This window comes from Shewanella glacialipiscicola (assembly GCF_023283485.1).
Classification (GTDB): domain Bacteria; phylum Pseudomonadota; class Gammaproteobacteria; order Enterobacterales; family Shewanellaceae; genus Shewanella; species Shewanella glacialipiscicola.
The window spans coordinates 306,306-322,187 of sequence record NZ_JAKILU010000001.1; the positions used below are offsets into that span (position 1 = coordinate 306,306).

Genomic DNA, 15,882 nt, shown 5'->3' on the forward strand with positions numbered 1-15,882 from the left:
ATAAAGATCAAAAAAACAGCAGGGCGTCAGCCAGCCCCTAATAGAATCAATGACGAAATTACAGGCGTACCAGAAGTACGTTTAACTGGCATTGATGGTGAAGCTATTGGTGTGGTAAGCATCAGAGATGCTCAGAATTTGGCCGATGAAGCAGGTGCAGACCTAGTAGAAATTAGTCCAAACGCTGAACCTCCAGTATGTCGCATTATGGACTACGGTAAGTTCCTTTTTGATAAAGCGAAAGCTCAAAAAGAACAAAAGAAGAAGCAAAAACAGGTTCAGGTCAAGGAAATTAAATTCCGTCCTGGAACTGACGAAAACGACTATCAGGTAAAACTACGCAACCTGATACGTTTTCTGGAAGACGGGGACAAAGCGAAGATTACGCTACGTTTCCGAGGTCGCGAAATGGCACACCAAAACCTGGGTATGGATCTATTGAACCGTATTAAGGCTGATTTGGACGAGTATGCGGTTGTTGAGTCTTTCCCTAAAATGGAAGGCCGACAAGCAATTATGGTGCTAGCGCCTAAAAAGAAATAAGTAGGGCAAAACTTAAAGTAGCAAAGGCCTATGGCCTTTGCTCGCCTTGCTTTTTATTAAACATCCCAATGCGGAGTTTTAGAAATGCCTAAAATGAAAACAGACAAGGGTGTAGCGAAGCGTTTTAAGAAAACCGCTAATGGTTTCAAGCGCAAGCAAGCACACTTACGTCACATTTTGACGAAAAAAAGCACTAAACGTAAACGTCACTTACGTGCCAAATGTTTAGTATCAAAAGCTGACGTACCAGCAATCGCGCGTCAATTACCTTACGCTTAATTTAGGAGTTTAGAAAATGCCAAGAGTTAAGCGTGGTGTAACCGCTCGTGCTCGTCACAAAAAAGTTTTAAAACTAGCTAAAGGTTATTATGGCGCTCGTAGCCGTACTTACCGTGTTGCTGTACAAGCAGTAACTAAAGCTGGCCAATATGCTTACCGTGACCGTCGTCAGAAAAAACGTCAATTCCGTCAATTATGGATTGCACGTATTAATGCTGCCGCTCGTCAAAATGGTCTGTCTTACAGCCGTTTCATCAACGGTCTGAAAAAGGCGTCTATCGAAATCGATCGTAAGATTTTGGCTGACATCGCTGTATTCGACAAAGTTGTATTTGCAACTTTAGTTGAAAAAGCAAAAGAAGCGTTAAACTAAGAAATTAGTTTTTTGCTGTAGAGAAGGGACCATTTGGTCCCTTTTTTTGTAGGTTATTTTTGACTTAATACTATGATTAAATATTTTTACGTTGAATAAATTAGAATGTATGACTGCGTGGAAGCGAAAAAGCCTCTGTGTTTACAGCATTAAACTTTGGGAAAACATGAGCTAAATGATGGTCTTTATGGATAAGTTGCAGTTAAAAAAATAGCAGGCTAAGCCTGCTATTTATCTACAAGCTTATTTTGCTATTTGTTAGCGTCTAAATAACGCTCGGCATCGAGTGCAGCCATACATCCAGTACCTGCAGAGGTGATGGCTTGACGATAATGTTGATCCATTACGTCACCACAAGCATAAACACCTTCAATACTGGTTTGCGTTGCGTTACCTTGCAAGCCACTTTGTACTTTCAAATAACCGTGGTTCATTTCTAGCTGACCAGCAAAAATACCGGTATTAGGGCTGTGGCCAATGGCGACGAACACGCCTGCAACGGCTAAGTCGGTGATTAAACCATCTTTAGTGCTCTTCATCTTCAGGCCTGTTACACCCATAGCATCACCAACAACTTCATCCATGGTTTGATCTAAGTGAAGGATGATGTTGCCATTAGCGACTTTGTCCATCAGACGATCGATCAGAATTTTTTCTGAGCGGAATGTGTCACGGCGATGAATTAAATGTACTTCAGCGGCAATATTGCTTAAGTACAGTGCTTCTTCAACGGCAGTATTACCACCACCGATCACGGCAACTTTTTGATTGCGATAGAAGAAACCATCACAGGTTGCACAGGCTGACACGCCGCGGCCCTTGAATGCTTCTTCAGAATCTAATCCTAAATAACGGGCTGAAGCGCCAGTTGCAATGATCAGCGCATCACAAGTGTATTCGCCGTTGTCGCCTTTTAAACGAAAAGGGCGCTCGGTTAAGGTCACTTCATTAATGTGATCGAATAAAATTTCAGTATCAAACTTTTCTGCATGCTTCTGCATGCGCTCCATCAAAGCAGGACCAGTTAGGTCATCCGCATCGCCTGGCCAGTTCTCAACTTCAGTTGTGGTGGTTAATTGTCCACCTTGCTGCATACCTGTGATCATCACTGGCTTTAAATTCGCTCGCGCAGCATAAACAGCTGCGGTATATCCTGCTGGGCCTGAACCCAAAATCAATAAGTTACAATGTCTGATCTGGCTCATTTTTATCTCCATGCCTTTAGCAAATTGCGAAGATTGTAGGGAATTTACCCGTGGGGGTAAAGTGCTGGACGGCGATTCTTTTAGATTGCGCTAATCGAGTCAGAATGGTTTTAGATTAGGGCGTAAGCTTTACTTTATCTACGGTGAAAGTTAACACTTTGAAAGAGCAATAATGATCACTATTGTATGATAGGTTTATTGATTAAATGATGGCTAAATAAGTGTTATTTAAACGTATCAATAAAAGAAACGGCCTCAAAAATAGAGATCGTTCAAAATGAATTGCTAAGTAACACTTACGTCAATTTAGCTTAAAAGACTGGCTGGTGAAGTGAACTCTAAATTTAGTGCGTGAGCGACTTCTTTACAGACAACTTTACCGTGCATTACGTTTAAGCCATTGAGAAAATGCCTATCCTGTAACAGCGCTTCTTTATAGCCTAAGTTAGCGAGCTTAAGAATGAACGGTAGGGTTGCATTGTTGAGCGCAAAGGTCGAAGTTCGGGCAACTGCGCCGGGCATATTTGCGACACAATAATGCACAACACCATCAACAATGTAAGTTGGATCTTCATGAGTGGTTGCATGTGAAGTTTCAACACACCCACCTTGATCGATTGCCACATCAACGATAGCGCTGCCTTGCTTCATACGGGAGATCATGCTTCGTGTCACTAATTTGGGGGCCGCAGCGCCTGGTATAAGTACACCTCCGATAACAAGATCCGCTTTAATAACATGTTGTTCAATCGCATCAGCGGTAGAGTAAATCGTTTTAACTGCCGAGCCAAACTGTACATTTAAACGACGCAGCGCATCAATACTACGATCGAGCACTACTACATCGGCGCCCATACCGACTGCGACTTGAGCAGCATTAGTCCCCACCATACCGCCACCAATGATGACGACTTTAGCGGGTTCTACACCGGGGACACCGCCCATTAATACACCGCGTCCGCCAGAAGATTTCTCTAATGCCATTGCCCCCGCTTGGATTGACATACGACCAGCCACTTCTGACATAGGGGCCAATAGAGGAAGGCCACCGTGGTTATCTGTCACGGTTTCGTAAGCAATACACACAGCACCACTTCTTATTAAGTCTTCTGTTTGTGGTAAATCTGGCGCCAGATGTAGATAAGTAAATAAAATTTGATCGTAGCGCAACATTGCACGTTCAACGGCTTGAGGTTCTTTTACTTTTACAATCATTTGTGCTTTAGCAAAAACCTCTGCCGCGGTGGCTAAAATGGTGGCGCCAGCGTCAATATAATCTTCATCAGAAAAACCAATACCTTGGCCAGCATTAGTTTCAACAAAAACGTCATGACCTTTGTTCGCTAACTCGCGAACACTAGAAGGAACCATACCGACACGATATTCGTGGTTTTTAATTTCTTTTGGAACACCAATAATCATAGTAGAGCCTCAATTGCCTGTAAATCCCACTTTTAATGGGCATAATTGTTATTTTATCGTGACCTGAACGTGATTAATTCAGGGATTTCTAGTATAGTATCGGCGAAGCAGTTTATGCTGCTAAACTTGAGTCATACGCAGATTAAAATGTTGTTTTAGTGATAAAGCAAGGTTAAATAAATGGCATATAATAAAAAGAGTCCTGTAAAAGACTTGGATCGCATCGATCGAAACATTCTTAATGAATTACAACTTGATGGCCGCATTTCAAATGTGGAATTATCAAAAAGAGTCGGACTCAGTCCAACTCCGTGTTTAGAAAGAGTGAAGCGACTCGAAAAACAAGGTTATATCAATGGCTATACTGCGTTGGTCAATCCGCATTTCTTGGGTGCATCCCTGCTCGTATTCGTTGAGATCACGCTAAGTCGCGATACTCCCGAAGTGTTTGATAAGTTTAACCGTGCAGTGCAGCTGCTAGATGATATTCAAGAATGTCACCTTGTGTCAGGCGATTTTGACTACTTACTGAAAACTCGAGTTTCAGATATGTCAGCCTATCGTCGTTTGCTAGGTGAGACATTATTGAAGTTACCTTCTGTTTCTGACACGCGTACCTATGTCGTGATGGAAGAGGTGAAACACACCAGTCGTGTCGCGATAAATCATCTACTCTCAGATATTTAATTTACCCTGATTATTTGGTTTTATCATAAGGGGCTTTGGCTCCTTATTTTTAGTAAAATATCTATTTGCCTCGCTTGAATTCAGTTGTATTCAACCTTGTGATCTTACTTAAGTTAGCGCAGTTTGCGCGCCTATTTTTGTGGCATTTTTAATCAAAATTGTTAACGGAAGTGTTTGTGTAATAACTCTTTCCTCCCTAAAAGTACACTTAAACACTCTCATAGGTTAAATTTTGCCAATCATGGCTAATTCTGCATAGAAAAACAGACTAATATGCTCCACATTTAGTGGGATTCTGGTATCGTTAGCCCACCTGTTTTCACTTATTATGGATTACGTCGTTTGTCTCAAGGAAATAGTGTACGCACGCTCACTGGGCTGCAACGTCTGCTGGAAGGCGGACTCATCATTTGTTGTGTTCTCGCCACTTATATTTTGCTTGCATTAACGAGTTTTAGCCCGTCTGATCCCGGTTGGAGTCAGTCGCATTTTCAAGGCGATATTAAAAACTGGACTGGAGCGGTAGGGGCTTGGATTGCCGACATCCTGTTATATTTTTTTGGTGTGACAGCTTACATTATGCCGCTTATTGTCGCATCGACAGGTTGGTTAATGTTCAAACGCGCCCATCATTTACTTGAGGTTGATTATTTCTCTGTCGCCCTGAGATTGATTGGTTTTTTACTGATTATTTTAGGGTTTTCGGCCTTAGCGAGTATGAATGCTAATAACATTTACGAGTTTTCGGCTGGCGGCGTCGCGGGTGATGTTATTGGTCAAGCCATGCTGCCGTATTTTAATAAACTCGGTACGACCTTATTGCTGCTGTGCTTTTTAGGCTCAGGTTTTACCCTGTTAACAGGGATTAGCTGGCTAACCGTGGTAGAAAAAGTCGGCCTAATTTCAATTTGGGTTTATAAAAAGCTTAAATTACTGCCACAAGCGATTAAACGTAAAGGTGAAAGCGAAGATACTCGTGGCTTTATGTCGGTGGTCGATAAGTTTAAACAGCGCCGCGAATCCCAATATGTGCTTGAGAGGCCTGCTGTAGTTGACTCGCCTAAGGTTCGTGAGCGATATATCGGACGTAGAGCGGAGATAACGCCTACATTGTCTGCTACAGATGAGGGCATCATCACTGAAACACAAGACGATACGCCGCAAAAACACAAGCTGTCTGCGCTCGCAAAAATTTTGAGTTTTAATGGCGCCAAAAATAAAAATACGCAACGGGTTGAGCCGCAAATCGATCATAATGATTTGGCCGTCCATGGTAATTTTGAAGCTCCGCCATGGTTAGCTGAGCAGCAACATGAGATGACAGCTGAGCAAGGCAGCGCTGACTTTAACTCATATTCATTTGATCATGATGCCAATGAGCCTGTGTTTAACCATCAAACATTGGCAGAAGATGACGATGAAAGTATTGGGTTTAATGATGATGACGTTATTGATTTTGATACTAAAGCCTCAATGGGAGCTGTGACTCAAGCGCAACGTAATAAGCAAGAAAAAAAGGCAAAAATTGTCAATGGTATCGTTGTGTTGCCAGGACAAGAGGATAAACCTGCACCAAAAAAACCAATGGATCCGCTGCCCAGTATTAATTTACTCGATATACCTGATCGTAAAAAGAACCCCATCAGCCCAGAAGAATTGGATCAAGTTGCGCGTCTTGTTGAAGTTAAGCTTGCCGATTTCAACATCATTGCCAATGTGGTGGGTGTGTATCCAGGACCTGTGATCACGCGCTTTGAATTAGAATTAGCGCCAGGTGTTAAAGCATCAAAAATCTCTAATCTGTCAAAAGATTTAGCTCGTTCTTTATTGGCTGAAAGTGTGCGAGTGGTAGAAGTTATTCCGGGTAAGGCTTATGTTGGCATCGAAATACCCAATAAATTCCGCGAAACCGTGTTTATGCGCGATGTACTTGATTGCGCCGCCTTTACGGATAGCAAATCCAATTTAACGATGGTGTTAGGCCAAGATATTGCTGGCGATCCTGTGGTAGTAGATCTGGGTAAAATGCCGCATTTGTTAGTGGCGGGTACAACGGGTTCGGGTAAGTCTGTGGGCGTCAACGTCATGATCACTAGCTTACTGTATAAGTCTGGCCCAGAAGATGTGCGCTTTATCATGATCGACCCTAAAATGTTGGAACTGTCTGTCTATGAAGGCATTCCGCATTTGTTGTGTGAAGTGGTTACCGACATGAAAGAAGCTGCCAATGCGCTGCGTTGGTGTGTGGGTGAGATGGAACGTCGTTATAAGCTGATGTCTATGATGGGTGTGCGTAATATTAAAGGCTATAACGCTAAAATTGCCGAGGCGAAGGCTAATGGCGAAGCGATTTTAGATCCTATGTGGAAATCCTCTGACAGCATGGAGCCCGAAGCACCTGCGTTAGATAAGTTGCCATCTATTGTCGTCGTGGTTGATGAATTTGCCGATATGATGATGATAGTCGGTAAGAAAGTGGAAGAGTTAATTGCTCGTATCGCTCAAAAAGCACGTGCTGCAGGTATTCATCTAATTCTGGCTACCCAAAGACCGTCAGTGGATGTGATTACCGGTTTGATTAAAGCCAACATTCCTACCCGTATGGCGTTCCAAGTGTCGTCGCGTATCGATTCGCGCACTATTTTAGATCAACAAGGCGCTGAAACCTTACTCGGTATGGGGGATATGTTATTTCTGCCACCGGGCACGGCCATACCGAATCGTGTTCATGGCGCCTTTGTTGACGATCATGAAGTACATCGCGTCGTTGCCGATTGGTGCGCCCGTGGTAAGCCGCAATATATTGATGAAATTCTTAATGGCGCTACTGATGGTGAGCAAGTGTTATTGCCCGGTGAAACCGCTGAGTCCGATGAAGAATATGATCCGTTATATGATGAAGCCGTCGCCTTTGTGACTGAAACTCGCCGCGGTTCTATTTCAAGCGTACAGCGTAAGTTTAAGATTGGTTATAACCGTGCTGCGCGCATTATTGAACAGATGGAAGCTCAAGGTATCGTGTCGGCGCAAGGCCATAACGGTAATCGTGAAGTATTGGCGCCGCCAGCACCAAAAAAATATTAAGCCAATGCTAAGACATGGCTTTAGTGCACCCAATAGTTTTACAGGGTAAGGATTAAAATGAAAAAACGATTATACGCTGTGTTGTTAGCTTCGCCTTTGTTATATAGCGCAGCGGTATTTGCCGATGATGCACAGCAGCTTAGAGACAAACTGATTAGCACTGCCTCATTAAAAGCGGATTTTAAGCAAACTGTCACTGACGTAAATCAAAAAGTGATTCAGACGGGGTCTGGCATTTTTGCCTTGGCGTATCCCAATCAATTTTATTGGCATTTAACTCAGCCTGATGAGTCTAAAATTGTCGCCGACGGTAAAGATTTATGGATTTATAATCCCTTCGCCGAAGAAGTGGTCATTATGGATTTTGCACAGGCAATCAATGCTTCGCCTATCGCCTTGTTAGTGCATCGCGATGATGCCACTTGGTCACAGTATTTTGTGACTAAAAAGCAAGATTGCTATGAGATCAAACCTAAAGCGGTTGATTCGGGTATTTTGTCCGTTAATGTATGTTTCAATAATACTCAGCTAACCCATTTTAATGTCGCCGATGATAAGGGTAATTTAAGCCAGTTTGATTTAAGCCATCAGCAAGCGATTACCAATAAAGATAAAGCGCTATTTACCTTTATACTGCCAGATAATATCGATGTTGATGACCAACGTCGTAAAACAGCGCACTAGGCTATCGCGTGAGCAGTTTATCCTTTAATTTCGCCCCAGACTTTCGCCCCTTGGCCGCGCGCATGCGGCCAAGAAGGATTAGCGAATATATAGGTCAAGCCCATTTATTGGGCGAAGGCCAGCCGCTGCGCAAAGCATTGGAAGCAGGGCGTGCCCATTCCATGATGTTGTGGGGGCCACCGGGCACAGGTAAAACGACCCTAGCCGAATTAATTGCACATTATTCTAATGCTCACGTTGAACGTATTTCGGCGGTCACCTCTGGCGTCAAAGATATTCGCGCGGCGATAGAGCAAGCAAAAGCCGTGGCGCAGTCGCGTGGTCAACGCACCTTATTGTTTGTCGATGAAGTCCACCGATTCAATAAGAGCCAGCAAGATGCTTTTTTGCCGTTTATTGAAGATGGCACAGTGATTTTCATTGGTGCAACGACAGAAAACCCATCGTTTGAAATCAACAATGCTTTGCTCTCGCGGGCAAGAGTCTATCTTATCAAACGTTTAAGCCATGATGAGATAGCCCACATTGTGACTCAAGCCTTAAACGATACCGAACGCGGTTTAGGTCAGCACCAATTTGTGATGCCCAGCGATGTACTTACTACTTTGGCACAACTTTGTGATGGCGATGCCCGTAAAGCCTTAAATCTTATCGAGTTGATGAGCGATATGCTCACCGATGGCAGCACCTTCACCACCGAAATGTTAATTCAAGTGGCGGGGCACCAAGTTGCCGGATTCGATAAGAATGGCGATCAGTTTTACGATTTAATTTCCGCCGTCCATAAATCAATTCGCGGCTCAGCACCCGATGCTGCGCTTTATTGGTTTTGCAGAATATTAGAAGGCGGCGGCGATCCGCTGTACGTCGCAAGGCGCTTACTGGCGATTGCCTCGGAAGATGTCGGTAATGCCGATCCTGCGGCCATGACCATAGCGCTTAATGCTTGGGATTGTTTTCATCGTGTTGGCCCCGCCGAAGGTGAGCGAGCAATAGCACAAGCCATTGTTTATCTTGCCAGCGCGCCTAAGAGCAACGCTGTGTATAGCGCATTTAAGGCGGCGCGTGAGTTAGCCCGCGAAACGGGACAAGTTGAAGTGCCGCATCATTTACGTAATGCACCGACTCAGTTAATGAAAGACATCTGCATGGGAGCAGGGTATCGATATGCCCACGATGAGCCCAATGCCTATGCCTGTGGTGAAAATTATTTCCCCGAATCCCTGCAAACAGCGCAGTTTTATTTTCCGACTGAGCGAGGGTTCGAAAAACGCATCAAAGATAAGTTGGCGCAATTAGCCCAGTTAGATCAAGCCAGCGAGCACAAAAGATATGAATAACATCTTACTTGTGGCGCTCGGTGGTTCAATTGGGGCTGTTTTTCGCTATCTTATTTCAATATTCATGATCCAAGTATTTGGCAGCAGTTTTCCTTTTGGTACACTGTTGGTTAATGTCCTCGGTTCATTTTTAATGGGCGTAATTTACGCACTGGGGCAAATGAGTCATATCAGCCCAGAACTCAAGGCGCTTATTGGTATTGGCCTATTGGGCGCCTTGACAACGTTTTCGACTTTCTCCAATGAAACCTTATTGCTGATGCAAGAAGGGGATTGGCTGAAGGCGACTTTGAATGTGGTGTTGAATCTAAGCCTATGTTTATTCATGGTGTATTTAGGTCAACAACTGGTTTTTTCTCGCATTTAACTATTAAGAATATATCACATGCTAGATCCTAAATTTTTACGCAACGAATTAAACGTTACCGCTGAGCGACTGGCCACTCGTGGCTTTATTTTAGATATCGCTCATCTCACTCAATTAGAAGAAAAGCGTAAGTCACTGCAAGTAACGACCGAAGAGTTACAAGCGTCGCGTAACGCTATCTCAAAATCCATTGGCCAGGCAAAAGGTCGTGGTGATGATGTTGAAGCGATCATGGCGCAAGTGGGCGATTTAGGTTCACAGCTTGATGCCAAAAAGCTTGAATTGGCGGCAGTGCTTGAAGAAGTCAATGCAATTGCGATGTCAATGCCTAACCTGCCAGATGAATCAGCGCCCATTGGCGCCGATGAAACACAGAACGTTGAAGTTCGCCGCTGGGGCACGCCGCGCACGTTTGATTTCCCCATTAAAGATCATATCGACTTAGGCGAAGGCTTAAACGGTTTAGATTTTAAAAGTGCAGTGAAAATTACGGGCTCACGTTTTATCGTGATGAAAGGTCAAGTGGCGCGCTTAAACCGTGCCATTGGTCAGTTCATGTTGGACTTACATACTACTGAGCACGGTTATACCGAAGCCTATGTGCCATTACTGGTTAACGAGGCAAGCTTGCTTGGTACAGGACAACTGCCTAAGTTTGGTGAAGATTTATTCCACACCAAACCTGCTACCGAAGAAGGCCAAGGCTTGAGTCTTATCCCAACGGCTGAAGTCCCGTTAACCAACCTCGTGCGCGATACCATTGTTGACGAAGACGACCTGCCGATTAAATTAACTGCTCAAACGGCTTGTTTTCGTAGTGAAGCGGGTTCATACGGTAAAGATACCCGTGGTTTAATCCGTCAGCATCAGTTTGATAAAGTTGAAATGGTGCAAATCGTTAAACCTGAAGATTCAATGGCGGCGCTCGAGACGCTGACCGGCCATGCTGAAACGGTATTACAACGTTTAGGTTTGCCATACCGTACAGTGGTTTTATGTACCGGCGATATGGGCTTTGGCTCAAGTAAAACCTATGACATCGAAGTGTGGCTTCCAGCACAAGATACTTACCGCGAAATTTCTTCTTGCTCAAATATGAAGGATTTCCAAGCGCGTCGTATGCAGGCGCGTTACCGCGTGAAAGCAGATAATAAACCCGCGCTGCTGCACACCTTAAATGGTTCTGGTTTAGCAGTAGGCCGTACTTTAGTGGCTATTTTAGAAAACTATCAAAATGCCGATGGCAGTATTACTGTTCCTGAAGTATTACGTCCTTATATGGGCGGGTTGACTCAAATAGGCTAACGGGTCACAAAATAACATCATGGATAAAGGCCAGCGCTATTTCCGTTGGCTTTCCTATACTGCAGTCATTGCTGTGTTTTTTGCTGTGATGTTGGCGACCATAGGCAAAGCCTTCTGGGTTGTATTAGAAAATATCACTTGAGTCTATTTTGTGCACCAATAAAAAAAAGGCATGTTCCCTAAGGGAACATGCCTTTTTTTGTTTGCGCTTATTTTGGTATAACCTCTCTCAAAGGTTTAAATACATTTCGCCGGTTTTGGCAGACCCGCAATTTTGGTTGCCTGTTTAGCGGGTCCAAGCGGAAACAGGGTATATAAGTATTTTGAATTGCCTTTGTCACTCCCTAAGGTTTGACCAATGGCTTTGACTAATACGCGAATGGCAGGGCTAGTTTTATATTCGAGATAGAAATCGCGAACAAAGTTAATGACTTCCCAGTGGGCGGATGTCAGCGTTACTTGCTCTTCTGCTGCCAATAATAAGGCCATGTCAGGCTGCCAATCGTCGATGTTTTTTAAATAACCCTGATAGTCACGGTCGATTTCAACACCATTAAAGAGTAACGAATTTACCACGTTATCACCTTATTATGCCGTAATGATTGGACCACAAACTCGTTGTAATCGATAAGACTGACATTTTTGAAACGCTCAGTTAAACCGCGAGCAATCACATCGTCTCTTAATACCATGAGCTTGAAAGGCGATAAGGCCATGGTCCATTGGCGCAGTAACAGTGCGTTAACGCCATCGCTCGATAATAAAATACTATCTTCTTTACAGGCATAGCGTAAGCACAGTTTTAGTGCACTATCGCGGCTGGGTGATGTTTGAATATGGTGTAATATCATCAGAATACTAAGACCTCATCCACTGAATTTAAATGTATTGCTATGGTTTCATCGTTGACGATAGTGACCGGAATTGACAATAAACCATGGCTTAAGCCGTAATCAGTTAACGATTGTTTACATACCAATACCGACTCGATATCGTACAATGGCAAGGCTTTAAAGGTAGAAATATAATCTTTTGCGCCAATAAGCTCAGGCTGCTGATCTTTAATCAAATGCAGCACTCCTTCATCAACAAAGACCAAGCTGACTTCTTGCTCAAAACTGGCACTCAGTAGGGCGAGATCTAAGCCTTCGCGGCCACGAACACAGCCGTGTGGCGAGCAGCGAAATAGGATACACAATTTTTTCATAGCAACCCTGTGAGTTAAAAACTGATCAAACGATCGGCCGATTCAATGCCAGTGATGAGTTCACCTAAACCACCCATAATAAATGACTTGCCTACATTCCAATGACTCAAACCATTATCATGAGCATCTTGCTCACCGACAATTCCGCGACGTAGCGCAGCGGAAACACAATTAACTAACGGTACTTGATTAGATTGCGCTAACTGCTTCCAGTCACTGATCACATCGTTTTCGTCGGAGGCGGGTAAGCTTAAATCGGTAGAGTTATATACGCCATCTTGATAGAAAAAAACACAGATAACCTGATGCCCGGATGCAAGGGCGGCTTGAGTAAAACGTAAAGCATTGATGCTCGCTGACGTGCCATAAGCAGGCCCGTTCACTTGGATAATAAATTTGCTCATTTACAATAAAAATGGCCGAAAAGTAAGGCTATTCTAACGTAAATTAAGCTAAAAATCCCTAAGTAACCCAGAGCACAGTTTAATGAGTGATGATTCTAGTACCATTAAACTGTGTCCAAGTAAGCGGCTTTATCTTATGAGCTTTACTTAGTTCTGGTTGATTACCCATCAATGTATAATAAGTCCACTGATATAGAACATAAAATGACCAACAATACCTTATCTAGAGTACGCTCTTTATGTGACTATTTGATAATAAAATCAACGGCGAGTGCCTTAACTAAATGTTAATAGCTCGGTACTAGATTATTCGCAGCTTTATTTAGTTGGTTTTATTGAAGCCAATATTTCTTGCTCGCCCTCTAACAGATTCTGCATCGAAGGGCGCGTTTTGATACGGTTATAAAGTGCAAGAAGGTTAGGCCAGCGCTTGGCGTCGAGTTGTTCTCCAGCGTGCTCCATATTGACCATTTGAGAAGCAAATGCCAGATCGGCAAGACTTAAGCTGCCACCGACAAAAAACTCAGCATTTCCTAAACTTTGCTCCAGATAATCAAAGTGTGAAGGGAGTTTCTCGGTTAAAGCTGTCCGCACAATCTTTTCATCACAATGCTGACCCATGCTTGGATTAATGATGCGTTGTTGAAATAGCATAAAAGTAGTCAGTGGCGCCAGTTCATAGTCGGCATATTTTTCTAACCAACGCACCTTGGCATGCTGCTCTGGGGTTTGTCCGAGCAACGGCTTAAGGCTTCTATATTTATCTTCAAGATATTGGCAGATCACGCCGGAATCAGCCAAAGTAAGGTCGCCATCTGTCATCGCGGGAATACGACCCAAAGGATTGAGATCTTTAAACCAAGCCGGTTGATCAAAGGGCAGCACTATGACCAATTCATAATCGAGTTCTTTTTCTGCGAGGCATAAACGTAATTTTCGCACATAGGGAGAAAGTGGAACGCCATAGACGGTGAGATTCATTGTGGGTCCTTATATCGTTTAAGAGAAATGCATCATGTGAGTGCAACTTAGGACATTTTTAAACGGTGCAGAGTATGACGTTAACTGATTTTTTACCATAGGATATAATTTTTGCTTAACCATTTGTCATAAAAAACAGCCACAAAAAAGCCAGTGCTAGCACTGGCTTTTTGTCTGGAAACGAGAAGAGTGATTAAACGCGTTTCTTGAATTCGCCAGTACGAGTATCGATTTCAATCTTGTCGCCCACTTTCACGAAGTCAGCAACGTTAATCTTGCCGCCGCCAGTGATAGTAGCTGGCTTCATCACTTTACCTGAAGTATCACCACGGGCTGAAGGCTCAGCGTAGATAACTTCACGTACGACAGTGGTTGGCATTTCTACAGAAATGGCTTTGCCGTCGTAGAAAGTCACTTGGCAAGTTTCTTCCATACCATCAACGATGTAATTCGCTGCATCACCTAAGTTTTCAGCTTCTACGTCATACTGGTTGTACTCTGCATCCATAAATACATACATAGGATCTGCAAAGTAAGAATAAGTACAATCTAAACGATCTAAAACGATGTCTTCTAACTTATCTTCACCTTTAAACGTCGTTTCAGTACCTGAGTTAAGTAATAAGTTTTTTAACTTTAACTTAACGATAGCAGCGTTACGGCCAGAACGAGTTGTTTCAGTTTTCTGCACAACCCATGGGCTGCCATCTAACATGATCACGTTACCAGGACGGATTTCATGAGCAGTTTTCATTACAGTATTTCCTATATGTAGATTTTTCTGTTATCGCGCAGTATCTTAGCTGTTTTTAACGAACTGAACTAGTCGAGTTGCAAGATCTGCGTCATTTATTGCATTAATTGGCCATTGTTTAACATGTTGCAACAAGGGCAAACTAACAGGATTAAGGTTTTGCCAATGAAGATCCACAGCTGATTGCTGCGCTTGGTTAAATGCGAGATTCAATTTAGACCAATTTTCGGCAATTTCAGGGGCGAGATTATCGCAGTAAATTTTGAGAAAAGCTTCTAATTTTACCAGGTGATAATCATCTTCTTGCGGATAAATATGCCAAATGAAGGGTTTTGCGGCCCATTGTGCTCGCATAAACGAATCTTCACCACGCACGATATTAATATCACAACTCCACAGTAAGCGATCAAAGCTCTGTTGATTTGTCATGGGTAAGATGTGCAGAGTTAAATTGCCATGAACGATTTTTTGGCCTGGCACTAAAGCCTCAATTTCGCAGGGCAATAAATGTGTCAGGCTATGTAAACTACGCCCTTTAGGGATCAGCGCATGGACTTTTTTTGCACCTTGTTGCCATAACTCGCATAGTGTAGCTAGTGCCTGTGTTTCATAGCTAAAAATGCTAATCACAGTGTCTTCAGCCTTTATACCTTTGAGATTAAGTTCGTTAAAAAGCTGTAGCTTATTAGCCGTATCGGCTTGCCATGCATCGCGCTGTGCAAACAAGTTCTGTTCGCAAATCAGTCCGCCCGTTTTGGCGGTAAAACCGGGAAAGTAGAAATACTTTTTCAAGCCATTAGCTTGTAACGAGGGTAAACCATGGCAACCTTCAACCCAGTCTTCGGCACTTAAATACTCTAAGTTCAACCAGATAGGTACAGACTTTGGATCTGTTTGATGTAAATGAAGTAATTGATTCTTTACCTGTTCGGGTAATTCACAGGCAAAAGCCTCTACAATCACATCTCCTGCTATAAACCCAATAGGCAAAGGCTCAGCCCAATGAATAATATTCACGCCACTGAAGGATTGTACTTTTTTAAAGGGGTTGAGCGCCGGTAATATGTGCGAGAAGCTCGCGAGATCATCAACCCATAAATTAACGGGAATAGAGTACTCATTGGCAATTTGCTTGGCTAAACGCCAAGTCACGCCGATATCACCGTAGTTATCGACGACGGTGCAAAAAATATCCCAATGGTTAGCGCGGGGCATATTGATCATAAGTTGGGTATGTTGTTATTCAG

General features: G+C 43.3%; 19 protein-coding genes. 10 read left to right on the forward strand and 9 right to left on the reverse strand.

What is annotated here, in order from left to right:
- From infC to rplT, 3 genes are all read left to right on the forward strand, one after another.
- Positions 1-543, forward strand: coding sequence for a translation initiation factor IF-3 (gene infC, locus L2717_RS01275; RefSeq protein ID WP_076501573.1), 543 nt, complete (start codon positions 1-3; stop codon positions 541-543).
- An 84-nt stretch (positions 544-627) separates the two neighbouring features.
- Positions 628-822, forward strand: a complete 195-nt coding sequence (gene rpmI, locus L2717_RS01280; RefSeq protein ID WP_006081653.1) for a 50S ribosomal protein L35 — start codon at positions 628-630, stop codon at positions 820-822.
- A 16-nt stretch (positions 823-838) separates the two neighbouring features.
- Positions 839-1,195, forward strand: a complete 357-nt coding sequence (gene rplT, locus L2717_RS01285; RefSeq protein ID WP_006081652.1) for a 50S ribosomal protein L20 — start codon at positions 839-841, stop codon at positions 1,193-1,195.
- 251 nt (positions 1,196-1,446) lie between these two features.
- Here rplT and trxB read toward each other — a convergent pair whose 3' ends face one another.
- Both trxB and ald read right to left on the reverse strand, forming a co-directional pair.
- Positions 1,447-2,400 carry a thioredoxin-disulfide reductase gene (trxB, locus tag L2717_RS01290; protein ID WP_220773873.1) on the reverse strand — a complete coding sequence of 318 codons (954 nt, stop codon included), beginning with the start codon at positions 2,398-2,400 and terminating at the stop codon, positions 1,447-1,449.
- Positions 2,401-2,706: 306 nt separating this feature from the next.
- Positions 2,707-3,822 carry an alanine dehydrogenase gene (gene ald, locus L2717_RS01295; protein ID WP_220773874.1) on the reverse strand — a complete coding sequence of 372 codons (1,116 nt, stop codon included), beginning with the start codon at positions 3,820-3,822 and terminating at the stop codon, positions 2,707-2,709.
- 180 nt (positions 3,823-4,002) lie between these two features.
- On the opposite strand from ald, the gene lrp reads away from it, so the two are divergent.
- From lrp to L2717_RS18120, 7 genes are all read left to right on the forward strand, one after another.
- On the forward strand, positions 4,003-4,509 hold the full coding sequence (lrp, locus tag L2717_RS01300; RefSeq protein ID WP_006081649.1) for a leucine-responsive transcriptional regulator Lrp: 507 nt from the start codon (positions 4,003-4,005) through the stop codon (positions 4,507-4,509).
- 342 nt (positions 4,510-4,851) lie between these two features.
- Positions 4,852-7,593: a DNA translocase FtsK gene (locus L2717_RS01305; RefSeq protein ID WP_220773875.1), complete on the forward strand. Its 2,742-nt coding sequence runs from the start codon at positions 4,852-4,854 to the stop codon at positions 7,591-7,593.
- Between the two features lie 57 nt (positions 7,594-7,650).
- Positions 7,651-8,277, forward strand: a complete 627-nt coding sequence (gene lolA / locus L2717_RS01310) for an outer membrane lipoprotein periplasmic chaperone LolA (RefSeq protein ID WP_220773876.1) — start codon at positions 7,651-7,653, stop codon at positions 8,275-8,277.
- A gap of 8 nt (positions 8,278-8,285) precedes the next feature.
- A complete protein-coding gene (locus L2717_RS01315) occupies positions 8,286-9,617 on the forward strand; it encodes a replication-associated recombination protein A (RefSeq protein ID WP_220773877.1) in 1,332 nt (443 codons plus the stop codon).
- Complete coding sequence (gene crcB, locus L2717_RS01320; protein WP_220773878.1) at positions 9,610-9,984, forward strand: fluoride efflux transporter CrcB; 375 nt, start codon at positions 9,610-9,612, stop codon at positions 9,982-9,984. Before L2717_RS01315 ends, crcB begins: the two co-directional genes overlap by 8 nt.
- 18 nt (positions 9,985-10,002) lie before the next feature.
- The gene (gene serS, locus L2717_RS01325; protein WP_220773879.1) at positions 10,003-11,289 is read left to right on the forward strand and encodes a serine--tRNA ligase; all 1,287 of its coding nucleotides are present in this window, start codon (positions 10,003-10,005) and stop codon (positions 11,287-11,289) included.
- A gap of 19 nt (positions 11,290-11,308) precedes the next feature.
- On the forward strand, positions 11,309-11,431 hold the full coding sequence (locus tag L2717_RS18120; RefSeq protein ID WP_263189929.1) for a hypothetical protein: 123 nt from the start codon (positions 11,309-11,311) through the stop codon (positions 11,429-11,431).
- 95 nt (positions 11,432-11,526) lie between these two features.
- Here the strand turns inward: L2717_RS18120 and L2717_RS01330 are convergent, their stop codons facing one another.
- The 7 genes from L2717_RS01330 to earP form a co-directional block, all read right to left on the reverse strand.
- Positions 11,527-11,865: a TusE/DsrC/DsvC family sulfur relay protein gene (locus tag L2717_RS01330; RefSeq protein ID WP_220773880.1), complete on the reverse strand. Its 339-nt coding sequence runs from the start codon at positions 11,863-11,865 to the stop codon at positions 11,527-11,529.
- On the reverse strand, positions 11,859-12,140 hold the full coding sequence (gene tusB, locus L2717_RS01335) for a sulfurtransferase complex subunit TusB (protein ID WP_220773881.1): 282 nt from the start codon (positions 12,138-12,140) through the stop codon (positions 11,859-11,861). Before tusB ends, L2717_RS01330 begins: the two co-directional genes overlap by 7 nt.
- Positions 12,140-12,496, reverse strand: a complete 357-nt coding sequence (gene tusC, locus L2717_RS01340; protein WP_220773882.1) for a sulfurtransferase complex subunit TusC — start codon at positions 12,494-12,496, stop codon at positions 12,140-12,142. The genes tusB and tusC overlap by 1 nt, the downstream gene beginning before the upstream one ends.
- A gap of 14 nt (positions 12,497-12,510) precedes the next feature.
- Positions 12,511-12,900 carry a sulfurtransferase complex subunit TusD gene (gene tusD, locus L2717_RS01345; protein WP_220773883.1) on the reverse strand — a complete coding sequence of 130 codons (390 nt, stop codon included), beginning with the start codon at positions 12,898-12,900 and terminating at the stop codon, positions 12,511-12,513.
- Positions 12,901-13,218: 318 nt separating this feature from the next.
- Entirely contained in the window at positions 13,219-13,881 is a 663-nt protein-coding gene (locus L2717_RS01350) for a glutathione S-transferase family protein (protein ID WP_220773884.1), read from the reverse strand.
- A 193-nt stretch (positions 13,882-14,074) separates the two neighbouring features.
- The gene (gene efp / locus L2717_RS01355; protein WP_220773885.1) at positions 14,075-14,635 is read right to left on the reverse strand and encodes an elongation factor P; all 561 of its coding nucleotides are present in this window, start codon (positions 14,633-14,635) and stop codon (positions 14,075-14,077) included.
- Positions 14,636-14,680: 45 nt separating this feature from the next.
- The gene (gene earP, locus L2717_RS01360; protein ID WP_220773886.1) at positions 14,681-15,859 is read right to left on the reverse strand and encodes an elongation factor P maturation arginine rhamnosyltransferase EarP; all 1,179 of its coding nucleotides are present in this window, start codon (positions 15,857-15,859) and stop codon (positions 14,681-14,683) included.
- Positions 15,860-15,882: the final 23 nt, after the last annotated feature.

Bases quoted from the DNA above. Each gene is read 5' to 3' on its own strand.
- L2717_RS18120 (WP_263189929.1), top strand. From the start codon at position 11,309: ATGGATAAAGGCCAGCGCTATTTCCGTTGGCTTTCCTATACTGCAGTC.
- earP (WP_220773886.1), bottom strand. From the start codon at position 15,859: ATGATCAATATGCCCCGCGCTAACCATTGGGATATTTTTTGCACCGTC.
- L2717_RS01350 (WP_220773884.1), bottom strand. From the start codon at position 13,881: ATGAATCTCACCGTCTATGGCGTTCCACTTTCTCCCTATGTGCGAAAA.
- serS (WP_220773879.1), top strand. From the start codon at position 10,003: ATGCTAGATCCTAAATTTTTACGCAACGAATTAAACGTTACCGCTGAG.
- lolA (WP_220773876.1), top strand. From the start codon at position 7,651: ATGAAAAAACGATTATACGCTGTGTTGTTAGCTTCGCCTTTGTTATAT.
- crcB (WP_220773878.1), top strand. From the start codon at position 9,610: ATGAATAACATCTTACTTGTGGCGCTCGGTGGTTCAATTGGGGCTGTT.
- tusB (WP_220773881.1), bottom strand. From the start codon at position 12,140: ATGATATTACACCATATTCAAACATCACCCAGCCGCGATAGTGCACTA.
- ald (WP_220773874.1), bottom strand. From the start codon at position 3,822: ATGATTATTGGTGTTCCAAAAGAAATTAAAAACCACGAATATCGTGTC.
- trxB (WP_220773873.1), bottom strand. From the start codon at position 2,400: ATGAGCCAGATCAGACATTGTAACTTATTGATTTTGGGTTCAGGCCCA.
- efp (WP_220773885.1), bottom strand. From the start codon at position 14,635: ATGAAAACTGCTCATGAAATCCGTCCTGGTAACGTGATCATGTTAGAT.
- tusD (WP_220773883.1), bottom strand. From the start codon at position 12,900: ATGAGCAAATTTATTATCCAAGTGAACGGGCCTGCTTATGGCACGTCA.
- lrp (WP_006081649.1), top strand. From the start codon at position 4,003: ATGGCATATAATAAAAAGAGTCCTGTAAAAGACTTGGATCGCATCGAT.
- tusC (WP_220773882.1), bottom strand. From the start codon at position 12,496: ATGAAAAAATTGTGTATCCTATTTCGCTGCTCGCCACACGGCTGTGTT.
- rpmI (WP_006081653.1), top strand. From the start codon at position 628: ATGCCTAAAATGAAAACAGACAAGGGTGTAGCGAAGCGTTTTAAGAAA.
- rplT (WP_006081652.1), top strand. From the start codon at position 839: ATGCCAAGAGTTAAGCGTGGTGTAACCGCTCGTGCTCGTCACAAAAAA.